The organism is Streptomyces sp. enrichment culture (genome assembly GCF_964272855.1).
Classification (GTDB): domain Bacteria; phylum Actinomycetota; class Actinomycetes; order Streptomycetales; family Streptomycetaceae; genus Streptomyces.
In genome coordinates this window covers 4,434,330-4,448,753 of record NZ_OZ186847.1, presented here as the reverse complement: position 1 = coordinate 4,448,753, position 14,424 = coordinate 4,434,330, and the positions used below count along the sequence as shown (strand labels likewise).

Below are 14,424 nucleotides of genomic sequence, written 5' to 3'. Positions count from 1 at the left end.
GGAGGGATACGGACGCCGGGCTCCGGATGTTCAGTCGGCTCACCAGGCCGGCCGGGCCGTCACCCCGCCGTCCACCACGAGGTCGTGTCCGGTCACCCAGGACGCGAGCGGCGAGGCCAGGAACACGCAGGCGTCGCCGATGTCCTCCGGCCGTCCCAGCCGGCCCAGCGGCGCGGCCTGCCGCCAGCGTCGTACGCCGTCCGGCCAGGCCTCCGCCAGGCCCTCGCGGTCGATCAGGCCGGGCGAGACGGTGTTGACGCGGATGCCGAGGGGGCCGTACTCCAGGGCCGCCGCGCGGGCGTGCATCACCACGGCCGCCTTGGATGCGCTGTAGTGGGCGTGGGCCGGGGCCGGGGCGCTCGCCTCGATGGAGGCGATGTGGGTCACCGAGCCGCCCTCCCCCATGACGTCGACGGCCGCCTGTGTGCACGCGAACACGCTGCCCAGGTTGGTGTCCACGACGGTCCGCCACTCCTCGGCGGTCATCCCGGCCAGTTCGCGCATCGGTTGCACGCCCGCGTTGTTGACCAGCGCGGTGAGCCGTCCGCCGGCCCACTCGGCGGCGTGGCGGACGACACGGTGGCACGTGTCCTCGTCGGTGAGGTCGCCGCGCAGGACGACGGCCCGGCCGCCCAGGTCGTGGATGCGGCCGGCCACGGCCCGCGCCTGTTCCACCGCCGTACGGCAGTGCACGGCGACCGCCGCGCCGTGTTCGGCGAACCGCAGCGCGATGCCTCGGCCGATGCCGCCGCCCGCGCCGGTGACCAGGGCGGCCTGGCCTTCCAGGAGCCTCATGGACGGCAGAGTTCCATGATCCGCGCGGCCTGCGCCGGGTAGCGCGCCGTGAGTTCGGCGGACTCGCCGTGCTCGTAGTCGGCGTAGGTGAAGCCGGGGGCCATGGTGCAGCCGAACAGCGTCCAGGAGCCGCCGGCGGCGACCCGGCCGCCCATCCAGGTGCCGGCGGGCACGGTGAACTGGACGTGCTGGCCGCCCAGGACATCCGCGCCGAGCACGACACTGCGGGTGCCGCCGTCGGGGGCGAGCAGCAGGAGTTCCAGTGGGTCGCCGAGGTAGAAGTGCCAGATCTCGTCGGCGGGGAGGCGGTGCAGCGCGGAGTGGTCGTCCTGGGTGAGCAGGGCGATGATCGCGCTGCCCTCGGGCCGGCCGTCCGGGCGTTCGGGCCCGGCCCAGGTGCGCCGGAACAGTCCGCCCTCGCGCGGGATCGGTTCGAGTCCGTAGTGGGCGACGAGGGCTTCGGGAGTGGGTGACGTGGTCTCGTGGTCCGGGGTCACTCCGGGAAGGCTACCTCCCGGCTGAGGAAGCCCAGTTGTGCCCGCTTCTCCGGCAGGTGCACCTCCGGCAGATGGATCTCCGGCAGCACGACCGCCGGGCCCGCCACGAAGCCCTGCTTCACGAAGCGGGCTATCGCCTTGTCGTTGCGGACGTCCGGGTCGACGACGATCCGCTGCCGGCCGAGCGTGCGGAAGACGTACCCGGTGATGGCCATCGTCAGCCCCGCCGTCCAGCCGGCCCGCGCGCCGTCCGCCGGGGCGGGCGCGAGGAGCAGGTGGATGCCGATGTCCCCGGGTTCGACCGGGTAGCACTCGCCCACCCGGTCGGCCTCCGGGGCGTAGGTCTGGAGCAGGGCCGCCGGGACGCCGTCCTTGACGAGGAGGAAGGCGTGGTGGGTGTCGAGGCTGTCCAAGTGGACGTAGATCTCGGCGACCTGGTCTTTCGTCAGGTCGTTCATGCCCCAGAAGAAGGCCCGCTCCTCGCTGACCCAGCCGTGGATCAGCTCGGCGTCGCCCTTGGCGTCGAGGGGGAGGACGCGGACGGTGCCGAAGCCGGCGACCGTCTCCTCATGGACGGTTTCACGTGAAACATACGGGTCAGACATCGGTCTCCTTCATGAGCTGGTCCCAGTCGGTGACGACCGGGACGAGTTCTCCCTCGACCCATCGCGGGAGTTGGTCACGGTGGTGCGGCGAGCCGGGCACACCGGACGCGCCGAACGGCACCACCCAACGGCTGTCCTCGCGTCGGGCCAGATCCCACACGTAGCGGGCGGCCGGGCCGCGCGCGGCGAGGTCGGTGAGGCCGGGGACGGCGGAGGTGCACAGCACACAGTCATGGTCGCCGGACAGGCCGGGTTCCGCGAACGAGGTGGTGGTCAGGGCCCGCCAGGGTGCGAGGCGGTGGGTGTCGCCCCAAGTGCCCTGCGGCGGACGCGCGGCGGTCTCCTCCAGGGCATCGCGGGCCAGTGCCGCGCGGTCGACGCCGTACAGCTCCCGCGCGCGCAGCAGGTGTTCGAGGGCGTAGCCGATGCGCACGGTGAGGTTCAGCCAGGGCAGCAGGGCCTCCGGGTAGGCGGGCACGTCGGTGAGCGGCGCGAACACCGGGTGGGCGGCGAGGCTGCGGACGAGCGCGCTCCGAACGGCCGCGAAGGCGGCGGCGTCGGCGCTGGTCGCGTCCATACGGCGGTCCCAGCGCAGCAGGCGCTCGCGCAGCCGTTCCGCCCCGGGGCTGAGGCCGTCGAGGCCGGCGAGGAGGTCCAGGAGGGGCGCGGCGGAGGCGAGATGGGTGTCCGTGTGGATCGCGGGCATGTCGCCGGCCGCCCAGTGCTCCTTCTCGGCGAGCAGGGCGGCGATGCGGTCGGCGCGGTGCGGTGGGGCGAACTCGATGCCGAGGGGGGCGGCGGGGCCGCGCTGGTTGGCCATGACGGCGATGCCGTCGGTGAGGCCCGCGCGGGGCGTCTCGTGCCAGCCGGTCCACTCGTGGCCGGGTTCCCAGGCGGGCACCGGGCCGAGGCGGTTGGCGAAGGAGCGTTCCGGCACCCGGCCGGCGACCCGGTGCAGGGTGCCGCCCTCGGTGTCGGCGGCCTGGACGACGTTGACCGGCTCGGCCCACTGGTCGAAGGCACGGTCGACGTCGGCCACCGTGCGGGCCCGCAGCAGCGGCAGCAGGGCGCCGAAGCCGAGGTCGGCGGTGACGCGGGGCGGCTGGCGCAGGCTGAGGGCGAGCGGGGTGCCGTCGTCGAGGCCTTCGGGGCCCCCCGCGACGACGGGACCGCGGTCGGTCTCGATCACCTCGACGGGCACGCGTTCCTCGCCGCACACGTCGACGTACTCGGTGTGCCGGGTGGCGTGCCGCCAGGTGCCGTCGGGTCCGAGGGCCTCCACGCCCGCTCCGGTGCGGCGCAGCCGCTCCTCGTAGAGGTCCTGGTAGTCGGCCATGGCGTTGGTGATGGCCCAGGCGACGGTGCCGGTGTGGCCGAAGTGGGCGATGCCGGGGACGCCGGGCACGGCGAGGCCGACGACGTCGAACTCCGGGCAGGACAGGTGGATCTGCTGGTAGACGCCGGGATCCTCGATCCAGCGGTGCGGGTCCCCCGCGATGACCGCCTGTCCGGTGACGGTCCGCTCACCGGACACCAGCCAGCCGTTGCTGCCGGAGGTGCCGGGGCCGTCGGTGGCGAACAGGCCGACGGCCTCCGGACCGAGGTGCCGTGCGGCGTGCGCGCGCCAGAGCTTCGCGGGGAACCCGGCGAAGAGGACGTGGGTGGACAGCCAGACGGCGAACGGGGTCCAGGGCTCCCAACGGCCGGGGACCAGGCCGGTCTCGGCGAACTCGGGTGTGCGGCGGGCACCTGCCGCGAGACCGTCGTTGACGCCGTCGACGTACGCCCGTACGAACTCCGCCGACTCGGGGTCCCGTTCGGCCAGCGCGTCGAAGCAGCGGCGGGCGGTGTCGGCGAGGCGGGCGCGACGGGCGAGAATGTCCCAGGCGAGGGATTCGGTGCCGAGGAAGGCGGCGGAGGTGCCCTGGGCGCGGTGGCGTTCGACCTCCAGCTGCCAGGCGCGGTCGATGGCGGTGACCCGGCCCTGGGCGCGGGCGAGTTCCGGTGCGCTGCCGGCCCGCACATGCGGGATGCCCCAGGCGTCCCGGTAGAGCCCGTGGATCCCGCCTCTCTCGGTGGTCACCGCTATGCCCCTTTCTTGCTTTAGGTTAGCCTTGCCTAAGTGTGTGGTGGCGGAATCGTACGCGACCTGTGAAGGAGCGCCATGGGGCAGGGGCACGGTTGGCAGGGCGCGGTCCTGAAACTGATGCGCGCGAAGGACTTCGTCCTCACCGTGACCGGAGCGGAGGACGTCACCGACGACTACCGGCGGCTCCACCTCACCGACGGCGGACTGCTCGCCGCGACCGGCGTCCACCCCACCATGTGGGTCCGGCTCTGGTTCGAGAACGCGGGCAAGCCCCACCAGCGGGCCTACACCCTCGTCGACCCCGACCCGGAAGCCGGCACCTTCAGCCTCGAGTTCGCACTCCACGAGGGGTGCGCCAGCGACTGGGCGCGGGCGGCGAAGCCCGGGGACACCATCGAGGCGACGGTCCAGGGCACGGGCTTCCAGCGGCCCCGGCCCGAGCCCTCGCACGTCTTCGCGATCGGCGACCCCGCGTCGCTGCCCGCGCTCAACTCCCTCTTCCAGGAGTTCGCGGCCACCCCGGCCACGGTGTGGTTCGAGGGCGAGCCGGACGGACTCCCGAGCCGCGCCGACGCCTCCCGGCACGAGATACGGACGGTGCCCCGGGAGAACGCCGGCGCCCGCCTCGCCGAACAGGTCCGGGCCGAGCTGCCCGGGCTGCTGCGGGCCGCCCCGGACCCGTATGTCTGGATCGCCTGCGACACCGCGACGACCCGCACCCTCACGACGTACGTCCGCAAGGAACTGTCCGTGCCGAAGGACCGGATGCACGCGCTGGGGTACTGGCGAGCGACCTGACGCCCGCCCCGCGCGCCCAAGGGCGCGCCCCCGTACCCACCCAGGGCGCGCGCCCCCGCGCCGGACGCGGGATCATCGGTCCATGGACGTCACCCTCCGCCTGGCCCAGGATCCCGACGCCGACGCGCTGCTCGGCCGCAGTCCGCTCGCCGCGCTCGTCGGCATGCTGCTCGACCAGCAGATCCCGATGGAGTGGGCGTTCAAGGGTCCGGCGACGATCGCCCGGCGGCTCGGCGCCGACGACCTGGACGCCCACGACATCGCCGCCCAGGACCCCGAGGCGTTCGCCGCCGTGCTGTCGGAGAAGCCGGCCGTGCACCGCTACCCGGGCTCGATGGCCAAGCGGATCCAGCAGCTGTGCCAGTACCTCGTCGAGCACTACGACGGGGACGCCGAGGCCGTGTGGAAGGACGTCGGCAGCGGCGCCGAACTGCTCAAGCGGCTCCAGGAGCTGCCCGGCTTCGGCAAGCAGAAGGCCCAGATCTTCCTCGCCCTGCTGGGCAAGCAGCTCGGGGTGCGCCCCACGGGGTGGCGGGAGGCGGCCGGGGACTACGGGCAGCCGAAGTCGTTCCGCTCCGTCGCCGACATCACCGGCCCGGAGTCGCTGGCGAAGGTGCGGGCGCACAAGCAGGAGATGAAGGCGGCGGCGAAGGCCGCCAAGGCGGCCGGGAAGTAACGCCGGCTCCTAGGGGACGTCTCGCCGATCATGCCGGGCTCGGCCTGATCGACGAGACACCCCCTAGGGGGTGTCATCCAGGTGGCCCGCGCCCGGTGGCGGGCGGCCCGCGCGCGGTCCAAGCATGGACCATGACCGAGGCACCGTCGGGCTCCCCGTGGGGGCCCGATCACAACGACCGGAAGGTCCACCACTCCAGGCCCCCGGCGGCCGGGCACGCGCCCGAGCCGCCGTTCGAGGGCCCCCTGCACGCCCTGTCCCGCGCCGCCTGGCAGATCGTGCTGCTCACCGGCATCACGTCCCTGGTCCTGGGCATCCTGGTCCTCGCCTGGCCGGACGCCTCACTGCGCGTCGCGGGCGTCCTCTTCGGCCTCTACCTCCTGCTCAGCGGCATCCTGCAGCTGGTCTCCGCGTTCGGCACCCACAAGACGACCGCGCTGCGCGTGCTGGCGTTCATCAGCGGCACCGTGTCGATCCTGCTGGGCCTGTTCTGCTTCCGCGGCCCCATGCAGTCGATCCTGCTGCTCGCCCTGTGGATCGGCATCGGCTGGCTGTTCCGCGGCGTCGCCCAGACCATCGCCGCCGCCTCCGACCCGGGCGTGCCCGCCCGCGGCTGGCAGATCCTCCTCGGCGTCGTCACCTTCCTCGCCGGAGTCGTCCTGATCGTCTCCCCGTTCGAGTCACTCGCCGTCCTCACCGTCGTCGGCGGCTGCTGGCTGGCCGCCGTCGGAGCCGTCGAGATCGTCACCGCCCTGCGCATCCGCGGCCGGGCCCGGCAGGTCCCGCACGAGCTGTGAACAGCGCCGACCGTACGCCGAGCGGGCGGTTCCCGGGGACCGCCCGATGAAGGCCGTACACCTGCCGGGGAGACGACTTCCGTGAGTGCCGCACCGAGCCTGCCGCGCAGCCGCGCAGGGCTGCGGGTGCTCGTCCTGCTGCTGGCGCTGGTGATACCGGGCTCGCACGTCGAGGCCACCGGGATGCCGGTCGCGGCCGGTGAGGTGGCCGAGGCGGACCTCGTGGTGGTGGCGCCGCGGCCGGTGGCGCGCAGCGCCCGGCGGGCCGCCGTGCCCCAGCCGCCGGTGCGGACCGGGGCGACGGGCCCCGCCCGCTGCCTGCCGGGGCACCTCCCGGCCGCCCCGCCGCCCGCGCCGCCGTACACCCTGCGCACCCTGCGCTCCGTGGTCCTGCGCTGCTGACCGGGCCTTCTCGAACTCAGGTCAGTCGGCAGGACCACGACACAAGGAGCACAGACATGCCCGCAGATCCCTACGCGGTGCTGCGCGCCCTGCTGCGCGCGGAGGCCGCGCGCAGTGCCCCGAAGCAGGACGCGCCGAAGACCGGGCCGCAGCAGCCCCAGCCGAACGAGCAGGACCGCTGAGCCGACGGTACGGTCCGGCCGGGACTAACGCCTCCGCCGGGCCGTACCGAAGAGGGAACGGGTGATCTCGCGGCCGATCTGGGTGCCGATCGAACGGGCCAGGGACTTGAACATGCCGCTCCCGACGACCTGCTCGACGACGGACGGCTCCTCCCGCGGCCGCCTCTCCCGCCGGGACTCCGGCTCGGGCCGTTCGGGCCGTTCGAGCCGTTCGGGCCGTTCGGGCCGTTCGGGCCGTTCGGGCCGTTCGGGCCGTTCGGGCCGTTCGGGCCGTTCGGGCCGTTCGGACGGTGCGGGTTGCCCGGGCTCCGGCCGTCGCTGGAGTTTCTCGTACGCCGACTCCCTGTCCACAGCCTGTGCATAACGTTCGAACAGCGGGGAGCCCGTCACCGCCCGTTCCAGCACGGCCGGCTCGACCGGGCCCATCAGGGACTCCGGCGCCCGCAGCCGGGTCGCGGCGACCGGTGCTGGCGCGCCCTTCTCGCTCAGCACCGTCACGACCGCCTCCCCCGTGCCGAGGCCGGTCAGCAGCTCCTCCAGGTCGTACGCCGAGTCCGGGAAGGTCCGCACCGTCGCCTTCAGCGCCTTCTGGTCGTCCGGTGTGAAGGCGCGCAGCGCGTGCTGGACACGGTTGCCGAGCTGGGCGAGGACGTCGGCGGGCACGTCCTTCGGGGTCTGGGTGACGAAGAAGACCCCGACCCCCTTGGAACGGATCAACCGCACGGTCCGCGTGATCGACTCCAGGAACGCCTTCGACGCTCGTCGAACAGCAGATGCGCCTCGTCGAAGAAGAACACCAGCTTCGGCTTGTCGGCGTCGCCGACCTCGGGCAGATCGTGGAAGAGATCGGCCAGCAGCCACATCAGGAACGTGGAGAACAGCCGCGGCTCGTCCTGTACGGCGGGCAGCTCCAGGACGGAGACCACGCCCCGCCCGTCCTCCGCCGTCCGCAGGAACTCCGCGGTGTCGAACTCCGGCTCCCCGAAGAAGTCCCCCATGCCCTGCGCCTCGAACGCGGTCAGCGAGCGCAGGATCACCCCGGCCGTGGCCGGGGACAGCCCGCCGAGACTCTTCAGCTCGGCTTTGCCCTCGTCGGAGGTGAGGAAGGCGACGACCGCCGCGAGGTCCTTCAGGTCGAGCAGTTCCAGACCCTTCCGGTCGGCGTAGTGGAAGACCAGGCCGAGGGACTGCTCCTGGGCCCGGTTCAGCCCGAGCACCTTCGACAGCAGCACCGGGCCGAAGCTGGTGACCGTGGCCCGTACGGGGATGCCGTGGCCGATGCCGCCGAGCGCGTAGAACTCGGCGGGGAAGCCGGTCGCCGTCCACCGCTGGTGCACCTCGGCGGCGCGCGAGCGGACCTTGTCGCCCGCCACGCCCGGCGCGGAGATCCCGGAGACATCGCCCTTGACGTCGGCGAGGAACACCGGAACGCCCTGCGCGGACAGCTGCTCGGCGATCAGCTGGAGCGTCTTGGTCTTGCCCGTGCCGGTGGCGCCCGCGACCAGACCGTGCCGGTTGAGCATCGGCAGCGGGGTGCGCACCTGCGCGTCGGGCAGGCACGCCCCGTCCCAGAGCAGGGCGCCCAGATCCAGGGCGGGCCCGGCGAAGGCGTACCCGGAGGCGATCTTCAGGGCCTCCTCCGGGAGCGCGGGCGCGCTGCCGGGCACCTCGGGCGCGGCGGCGCCGGGCAGGGTCTCACGGTCGCTCATGGCAGGCCTTCCCTCTCAAGCCCCGTCCGTTTCGCCCTGATTCACGGCATCTTTTCCAGCGTCGCACTCCCTCTTCATGGCTGCGCCCGGAACGTCAGGACCGGTAGGCTTTCCGTGTGATCTTCAAGCGCATCGGAAACGGCCGGCCGTACCCCGACCACGGCCGGGAAAGCACCCGGCAGTGGGCGGACGTCGCGCCGCGCCCGGTCCGCCTCGATCAGCTCGTGACGACCAAGCAGCAGCTCGACCTGGAGACGCTGCTCGCCGAGGACTCCACCTTCTACGGCGACCTCTTCGCGCACGTCGTGAAGTGGCAGGGCGACCTCTATCTGGAGGACGGCCTGCACCGCGCGGTCCGCGCGGCCCTCCAGCAGCGCCAGGTGCTGCACGCGCGCGTGCTCGAACTGGACTGATCCGCCCACAGGGCCCGCCTTTGGCCCTTTCGGGTTCTTTCCCGATGCCCCGCGCGGCGTCGAGTGATCATCTAATAGGCATCGTCGTCCAGGCGCACTACGCTGCGCCCATGAGCATGCTGACTCCCCCAGGCATGGGCGGCCAGTACCGGATCACGGGGGACAAGTACCCGCGGATGCGCCGGCCCCGCCGACGCGGCAGGCTCGTGTTCCTCGGCGCCGCCTCCGCCGCCGTCCTCGGCATGCTCGGCTGGGGCACGCTCCAGCTGATCGACGTCTTCACCGGCAACAGCGGGAAGGCCTCCGCGGCCGGCCCCAGGGCCGACTGCGCGAAGAAGGCGAGCCCCTCACCCGCCGCGGACAAGCCCGCGGCGGTGCCGAAGCCGGGCACGATCACCGTGAACGTCCTCAACGCCACGACACGCACCGGCCTCGCCAAGGAGACCGCGGACGAGCTGAAGAAGCGCGGCTTCCGCATCGGCGACGTGGGGAACGCGCCGAAGGAGTACGACAAGAAGGTCAAGGGCACCGGGATGCTGCTGGGTCCCGCCGCCGCCCTCAACACCTCGCTGCCGGTGCTCGCCACCCAGCTCCCGGCGGCCGAGCGCCGCACCGACGCCGCCCGCCAGGGCACCACCGTCGACCTCGTGCTGGGCGACGCGTTCAAGGCCCTGGCGCCGAGGCCGGCCGCCGACAAGGCACTGGCCGCACTGAGCGCGCCCGAGCCGACGCCGACGGGGCCGAAGAACACCTGCTGAGGCCTGGATGGGCCGGGGCCTGGATGGGCCGGGGCCTGGATGGGCCGGGGCCTGGATGGGCCGGGGCCTGGATGGGCCGGGGCCTGGATGGGCCGGGGCCTGGATGGGCCGGGGCCTGGATGGGCCGGGGCCTGGATATGCCCCGGAGCCCGAAGAGGCCGCCTACTCGGCCGCCCCGTACATCCGGTCCCCCGCGTCGCCGAGGCCCGGGATGATGTAGCCGTGCTCGTTCAGGCGCTCGTCGACCGAGGCGGTCACGACCGTCACCGGCGTGCCGGCCAGCTCGCGCTCCATGACCTCCACGCCCTCCGGGGCGGCCAGCAGCACCACGGCGGTCACGTCGTCCGCGCCGCGCTTGATCAGCTCCTGGATCGCCGCGACCAGGGTCCCGCCCGTGGCCAGCATCGGGTCCAGCACGTACACCTGGCGGCCGGACAGGTCCTCCGGCATCCGGGTGGCGTACGTGGACGCCTCCAGCGTCTCCTCGTTGCGGATCATGCCGAGGAAGCCCACCTCGGCGGTCGGCAGCAGCCGGACCATGCCGTCCAGCATGCCGAGCCCGGCACGCAGGATCGGCACCACCAGCGGGCGCGGACGGGCCAGCTTCACGCCCGTGGTCCGGGCGACCGGCGTCTGGATGTCGACCTGCTCGGTGCGCACGTCGCGCGTGGCCTCGTAGGCGAGCAGGGTGACCAGCTCGTCGGCGAGACGGCGGAAGGTCGCGGAGTCGGTGCGCTGGTCGCGCAGCGTGGTGAGCTTGTGGGCGACCAAGGGGTGGTCGACGACGTGGAGACGCATGACCTAACAGTAACCGCGCCCGCCGGCCCCTTCCGCTCGTCGCACGCTGGCGTCAAACCCGCCGTCCGGGGGAAAGTGAAGGGACGGACTGGGAGGTGTGCCTGTGCCCGAGCTGCCGGACCTGCCCGCGCCCGACCCGGCGGACGACGGATCGCGCCCGGAGACCGACGCCGAGCGCCGCCGTCGGCGAGCGCGATTCCTGCGGGAACTCGCCGAGGCCCGGGAACTTCGTGACCGCGTCCAGCCCCGCCGCGCGAAGGCCGCCAGACTGCGCCACGCGATGCGTATGCGAACGTTCCGCTGGTAGCCGTACCGACCCGGGCCCGCCCGGAAGATCCGCGCGGCGCACCGGTGTTGTGGGGGTGGGCATGCGTGGGCGGCGCCGAAAGCCGCGTACGATCCGCAGGTGGCGGCAACGAGTGTGCTGGTGAGTCGTTCGTGGACGTGCGATCAAAACAGCCGGACACAGGGAGCCGAAGACGTCCCCTGAACGCTTTGTTTCTGCCACGATTCCGAGTGGGTGGGGCTCGGAGCCCTCGACTCCCCGCCCGTAACCTCCGCCGGGGGGACCCCCAACCGGCACGCCTATGACCAGTGGGAGAGTCACGGTGTACTTCGCCGCACTGCTCGCGCGCACCGAAGACGGGTGGGAAGCGAGCGACACAGAGCTCGACGATGTGGAAACCCTGTCGGATCTGGCCGACCTGGCCCGGGAAGCCTCTCCCGACGAGGACACGGTGCTCGTCCTGATCGAGCAGGAGGACGCCTGGTTCGGCGTCGTCCGGGTCGACGGCGAGGACGACCCTCGTATCTACGTCTCGGAGGCCGCCGCCGCTGCCCGCAGCAGCTACGGCGAGATCCTGCTCACCGACGAACTGCTCGGCCGGGAGCCCGGCGACGACGCCGCCGACCTGGACGCCCTCGACCTCGACGGCACGGAGGACGGCGAGCCGGAGCACGGCGACGCCGACGACGACGCCGAGGACGGCGGCTCCGCCGAGGCCGTGCCGCACGGCCCGGTCGGCGACCCCGGCCTCCTGGAGGACCTGGGGATCGACGCGAAGGAGCTGCTGGCCCTGGAGGGCGACGCGCTCAGCACCATCGCCGACGCCCTCGGTGCCGCGGACGTCCTGGAGGCGGTCCGCTGACCGCCCCCGAGGGCGCCGGCGGCGCTCTGGACCCGGTGCGCGACCGCTGGCGGGACGCCATGCGCCTCGCGCTGGACGAGGCGCACAAGGCCGCCCGGGGCGGAGACGTCCCGGTCGGCGCGGTGGTCCTCGCCCCGGACGGCACGACGGTCCTCGCGAGCGGCCACAACGAGCGCGAGGCCACCGGCGACCCGACCGCGCACGCGGAGGTCCTGGCGATCCGCCGGGCCGCCGCGCGGCTCGGCGAGTGGCGGCTGGCCGACTGCACCCTGGTGGTCACGCTGGAGCCCTGCACGATGTGCGCGGGGGCCCTCGTGCAGTCCCGGGTCGACCGGGTGGTCTACGGCGCCCGGGACGACAAGGCGGGCGCGGCCGGCTCCCTGTGGGACGTCGTCCGCGACCGGCGGCTCAACCACCGCCCCGAGGTCGTCGAGGGTGTCCTCGCCGAGGAGTGCGCGCGGTTGCTCACGGACTTCTTCCGCGCCCGCTGAGCCCCCGTGCGCCGGGGACTTCCGGGAAACGGATTTCAGAGCATGGCCCGGCGTGCTGTAAGGTCTCCCTCGGTAGCGTGTCCGAGCGGCCGAAGGAGCTCGCCTCGAAAGCGAGTGTGGCGCAAGTCACCGAGGGTTCAAATCCCTCCGCTACCGCAGGTAGAAGGGGCGCCCGGTTCATCGAACCGGGCGCCCCTTCGGCTTCCGTCTCAGTTTCCGTCTCAGTTCATCGCGATCCAGCGTCCGGCCGGAACAGCCGAACAGGCCCCAGCGGTACCCCACCCACCCGCGAACAAGTCAACGACATGGATCCGTCAGCGCCGACCGCCCACGAGGAAGGGGCGAGCGCCTAAATTTCGCCATACCGCTGTCGGAGTGGCCGATTTACTACCGCTTAGCCTCTGACCTGCGAAGAGTTGCGAAAACAGCGACCTTAAACGACATGTGCACCCGAAGAATTGCGGGTTCTTACAACGCCCCCTGTATCGTCCTGCTTACTCCTTCCGGGGACAAACGAACCGCGCCTTCCAGCTGGGGCGCGGATGCGTCTCCAGCGGCGCGGGGCGCCTCCCCGCCTCCCCGGCCCTCGGGTCAGGAAGGAGCCGGTCTTGAAGCCGCTTCAGTGGCTGAAGGATCGGTGGCAGGAACACGTACGGCCGCACGTCTCCTCGGAGCGTGTGAGCGCAGGCTGCGAGGTCTTCCTCGTGGTCGCGTGGCTCTCCGAGCGCTGGCCGTGGTCCTAACGCAGGTGAGCCCCAGCTGAGTGATCAGCTAGGGCTCACGACGCCACCAAAGCCCCGCCCTCGCTGTCCGCAGGCCGCTATCCCGCGGGAGGGCGGGGTCTGGTCGCCTCTGTAGACGGTATCAGTTTGGCGGTATCACTTTGACAGTACGGCTTGTGGAAACGATTTGAGGCAACCGCGCAAAGTGATTTGGCGAAACATTGGTGCCTGCGATTTCGCCAAACATTTGGTGACCAAAGTTGTGTGACGCCCGCTACCGGGCTAGGTTTCGCTGCTCACGCAGCCGGGCCAGTACCATCCTGCCTCCAGATGAGCCCGTCGAGCTGGCGCGCGATGTCTGCGCGAACCGTGTCGACCATGTGCTGGTACCGCGCCGCCATGGCCGTCGTCGACCACCCCATGAGACCCATGACGGCCCGCTCGGACACTCCGAGGATCAGCAGCACCGTAGCCGCCGTGTGCCGGGCGTCGTGCAGACGGCCGTCCCGGACCTTCGCAGAGTTCAGCAACTCCTTCCAGTCGTCGTAGTCCGTTCGGGGGGAAGTTCCGCGGCCGGTCACCGTAGCGAAGAGCCAGCCCTCATCCGTCCACTTGTCCCCGGCCGCCGCGCGCTCGGCCTGCTGCCGGCGCTCATGCGTGCGCAACATGTCCACAAGCTGTGGAGGGAGCCCAACGGCGCGTCGGCCCGCGCGGGACTTCGTATCGGCGGTCTCCGGGTTCGTCCGCTGCCGCTGCGGGCAGTACCCGGCTTTGCGACCGCAGGGCTCACTGCACCCGTGCGCGTAGCGCGGGCGCCGGCGACTCCGGCGGACCAGCAGGACGCCGTTGTCCAGGTCGACGTCCGACCACTTGAGGCCCAGCGCCTCGCCCTGCCGGAGCCCCAGCGCGAGCGCCACGGCCCAGCGTGCGGAGTTCCGTCTGCGGGCGGCGGCACGCAGCAGGTGCTGCACCTCTTCCACGGTGTACGGCTCGATCTCCTCTTCGCTCACGCGCGGCGCCTTGGCGAGCTTCACCGGGTTCTGGGCGAGGTGGCCGCGCCGGACCGCTTCGTTGAGCGCGGTCCGGAAGGTACGGTGCGCCTGGTGGGCGGTCGCGGGCCTGCTGCCGTTCGCCTGCATCTTGGCGTAGAAGGTCTCGATGTGCTCCGGCTTGAGCCGATCGAGTCGGTGGGCGCCGAGACCGGGGATCAGGTGCTTTCGTACGGCGACGCCGTAGCCGACCATGGTGTTCTCGTTGACAGCGAGGGGCGCGATGTTGTCGATCCAGTGGGTCAGCCACGCCTTGACCGTCCAGGGCTTGCCCGGCTTGCGCACCGTACCGGCGTCGCGCATCCGTTCCAGCTCCTTCACGGCCTCGACGACTTCCGCCTTGGTCTTCCGCTCGACGTGCCGCCGGTCCGGCTTGCCGTCATCGCGTACGCCGACGGTGACGCGGCCGTGCCACTTGCCGTCCTTGCCCAGGTAGATGGACGAACGGCCGTTCGGCTGTCGGGTGCGCTTCCTCTTGTCTTCCACGGGTGTCCT

Annotated in this window: 17 protein-coding genes, 1 tRNA gene and 1 pseudogene; 12 read left to right on the top strand and 7 right to left on the bottom strand. The window is 72.3% G+C overall.

Translation table 11 applies throughout. From position 1 onward, the window contains the following. Positions 1 to 39 precede the first annotated feature (39 nt). From ACSU6L_RS19390 to ACSU6L_RS19375, 4 genes are read right to left on the bottom strand one after another with little or no spacing between them, the layout of a single operon-like run. On the bottom strand, positions 40 to 795 hold the full coding sequence (locus ACSU6L_RS19390; protein ID WP_437058461.1) for an SDR family NAD(P)-dependent oxidoreductase: 756 nt from the start codon (positions 793 to 795) through the stop codon (positions 40 to 42). Continuing rightward, complete coding sequence (locus tag ACSU6L_RS19385; RefSeq protein ID WP_437058459.1) at positions 792 to 1,292, bottom strand: cupin domain-containing protein; 501 nt, start codon at positions 1,290 to 1,292, stop codon at positions 792 to 794. The genes ACSU6L_RS19390 and ACSU6L_RS19385 overlap by 4 nt, the downstream gene beginning before the upstream one ends. Beyond that, on the bottom strand, positions 1,289 to 1,897 hold the full coding sequence (locus ACSU6L_RS19380; RefSeq protein ID WP_437058457.1) for a GNAT family N-acetyltransferase: 609 nt from the start codon (positions 1,895 to 1,897) through the stop codon (positions 1,289 to 1,291). The genes ACSU6L_RS19385 and ACSU6L_RS19380 overlap by 4 nt, the downstream gene beginning before the upstream one ends. Then, on the bottom strand, positions 1,890 to 3,980 hold the full coding sequence (locus ACSU6L_RS19375) for a penicillin acylase family protein (protein WP_437058455.1): 2,091 nt from the start codon (positions 3,978 to 3,980) through the stop codon (positions 1,890 to 1,892). The genes ACSU6L_RS19380 and ACSU6L_RS19375 overlap by 8 nt, the downstream gene beginning before the upstream one ends. Before the next feature lie 81 nt (positions 3,981 to 4,061). On the opposite strand from ACSU6L_RS19375, the gene ACSU6L_RS19370 reads away from it, so the two are divergent. The 5 genes from ACSU6L_RS19370 to ACSU6L_RS19350 all read left to right on the top strand — a co-directional run bounded on the left by ACSU6L_RS19370 (position 4,062) and on the right by ACSU6L_RS19350 (position 6,841). After that, the gene (locus tag ACSU6L_RS19370) at positions 4,062 to 4,784 is read left to right on the top strand and encodes a siderophore-interacting protein (protein WP_437058453.1); all 723 of its coding nucleotides are present in this window, start codon (positions 4,062 to 4,064) and stop codon (positions 4,782 to 4,784) included. Positions 4,785 to 4,866: 82 nt separating this feature from the next. After that, the gene (locus tag ACSU6L_RS19365) at positions 4,867 to 5,460 is read left to right on the top strand and encodes an HhH-GPD-type base excision DNA repair protein (protein ID WP_073945129.1); all 594 of its coding nucleotides are present in this window, start codon (positions 4,867 to 4,869) and stop codon (positions 5,458 to 5,460) included. Between the two features lie 131 nt (positions 5,461 to 5,591). After that, positions 5,592 to 6,257, top strand: a complete 666-nt coding sequence (locus tag ACSU6L_RS19360) for an HdeD family acid-resistance protein (protein ID WP_437058451.1) — start codon at positions 5,592 to 5,594, stop codon at positions 6,255 to 6,257. Positions 6,258 to 6,338: 81 nt separating this feature from the next. Then, positions 6,339 to 6,659, top strand: coding sequence for a hypothetical protein (locus ACSU6L_RS19355; protein ID WP_437058449.1), 321 nt, complete (start codon positions 6,339 to 6,341; stop codon positions 6,657 to 6,659). A gap of 56 nt (positions 6,660 to 6,715) precedes the next feature. Then, positions 6,716 to 6,841: a hypothetical protein gene (locus ACSU6L_RS19350; RefSeq protein ID WP_437058447.1), complete on the top strand. Its 126-nt coding sequence runs from the start codon at positions 6,716 to 6,718 to the stop codon at positions 6,839 to 6,841. Positions 6,842 to 6,865: 24 nt separating this feature from the next. On the opposite strand, the pseudogene ACSU6L_RS19345 reads toward ACSU6L_RS19350, so the two are convergent. Beyond that, positions 6,866 to 8,550 (bottom strand): annotated as a pseudogene (locus tag ACSU6L_RS19345) (helicase HerA-like domain-containing protein). A 116-nt stretch (positions 8,551 to 8,666) separates the two neighbouring features. Here ACSU6L_RS19345 and ACSU6L_RS19340 point away from each other — a divergent pair. Both ACSU6L_RS19340 and ACSU6L_RS19335 read left to right on the top strand, forming a co-directional pair. Beyond that, positions 8,667 to 8,963, top strand: a complete 297-nt coding sequence (locus ACSU6L_RS19340) for a type II toxin-antitoxin system VapB family antitoxin (protein WP_004943146.1) — start codon at positions 8,667 to 8,669, stop codon at positions 8,961 to 8,963. Positions 8,964 to 9,097: 134 nt separating this feature from the next. Beyond that, positions 9,098 to 9,721 carry a LytR C-terminal domain-containing protein gene (locus ACSU6L_RS19335; RefSeq protein ID WP_437064962.1) on the top strand — a complete coding sequence of 208 codons (624 nt, stop codon included), beginning with the start codon at positions 9,098 to 9,100 and terminating at the stop codon, positions 9,719 to 9,721. Between the two features lie 162 nt (positions 9,722 to 9,883). Here ACSU6L_RS19335 and upp read toward each other — a convergent pair whose 3' ends face one another. Next, entirely contained in the window at positions 9,884 to 10,519 is a 636-nt protein-coding gene (upp, locus tag ACSU6L_RS19330; RefSeq protein ID WP_073945124.1) for a uracil phosphoribosyltransferase, read from the bottom strand. A gap of 112 nt (positions 10,520 to 10,631) precedes the next feature. Here upp and ACSU6L_RS19325 point away from each other — a divergent pair, with 112 nt between their 5' ends. The 5 genes from ACSU6L_RS19325 (at position 10,632) to ACSU6L_RS19305 (ending at position 12,901) form a co-directional block, all read left to right on the top strand. Further along, positions 10,632 to 10,826: a hypothetical protein gene (locus ACSU6L_RS19325; protein WP_073945183.1), complete on the top strand. Its 195-nt coding sequence runs from the start codon at positions 10,632 to 10,634 to the stop codon at positions 10,824 to 10,826. Between the two features lie 301 nt (positions 10,827 to 11,127). Continuing rightward, on the top strand, positions 11,128 to 11,667 hold the full coding sequence (locus tag ACSU6L_RS19320; RefSeq protein WP_437064960.1) for a tRNA adenosine deaminase-associated protein: 540 nt from the start codon (positions 11,128 to 11,130) through the stop codon (positions 11,665 to 11,667). 59 nt (positions 11,668 to 11,726) lie between these two features. Further along, complete coding sequence (tadA, locus tag ACSU6L_RS19315) at positions 11,727 to 12,158, top strand: tRNA adenosine(34) deaminase TadA (RefSeq protein WP_437064959.1); 432 nt, start codon at positions 11,727 to 11,729, stop codon at positions 12,156 to 12,158. A gap of 71 nt (positions 12,159 to 12,229) precedes the next feature. Beyond that, a tRNA-Ser gene (locus ACSU6L_RS19310) sits at positions 12,230 to 12,314 on the top strand. Between the two features lie 452 nt (positions 12,315 to 12,766). Further along, positions 12,767 to 12,901, top strand: coding sequence for a hypothetical protein (locus tag ACSU6L_RS19305; RefSeq protein ID WP_437058445.1), 135 nt, complete (start codon positions 12,767 to 12,769; stop codon positions 12,899 to 12,901). A 275-nt stretch (positions 12,902 to 13,176) separates the two neighbouring features. Here the strand turns inward: ACSU6L_RS19305 and ACSU6L_RS19300 are convergent, their stop codons facing one another. Then, entirely contained in the window at positions 13,177 to 14,415 is a 1,239-nt protein-coding gene (locus tag ACSU6L_RS19300; RefSeq protein ID WP_437058443.1) for a tyrosine-type recombinase/integrase, read from the bottom strand. Positions 14,416 to 14,424: the final 9 nt, after the last annotated feature.

Coding starts and splice junctions, on each gene's coding strand:
- ACSU6L_RS19390 (WP_437058461.1), bottom strand. CDS start 795: ATGAGGCTCCTGGAAGGCCAGGCCGCCCTGGTCACCGGCGCGGGCGGC.
- ACSU6L_RS19380 (WP_437058457.1), bottom strand. CDS start 1,897: ATGTCTGACCCGTATGTTTCACGTGAAACCGTCCATGAGGAGACGGTC.
- ACSU6L_RS19370 (WP_437058453.1), top strand. CDS start 4,062: ATGGGGCAGGGGCACGGTTGGCAGGGCGCGGTCCTGAAACTGATGCGC.
- ACSU6L_RS19365 (WP_073945129.1), top strand. CDS start 4,867: ATGGACGTCACCCTCCGCCTGGCCCAGGATCCCGACGCCGACGCGCTG.
- ACSU6L_RS19360 (WP_437058451.1), top strand. CDS start 5,592: ATGACCGAGGCACCGTCGGGCTCCCCGTGGGGGCCCGATCACAACGAC.
- ACSU6L_RS19350 (WP_437058447.1), top strand. CDS start 6,716: ATGCCCGCAGATCCCTACGCGGTGCTGCGCGCCCTGCTGCGCGCGGAG.
- ACSU6L_RS19335 (WP_437064962.1), top strand. CDS start 9,098: ATGGGCGGCCAGTACCGGATCACGGGGGACAAGTACCCGCGGATGCGC.
- upp (WP_073945124.1), bottom strand. CDS start 10,519: ATGCGTCTCCACGTCGTCGACCACCCCTTGGTCGCCCACAAGCTCACC.
- tadA (WP_437064959.1), top strand. CDS start 11,727: ATGCGCCTCGCGCTGGACGAGGCGCACAAGGCCGCCCGGGGCGGAGAC.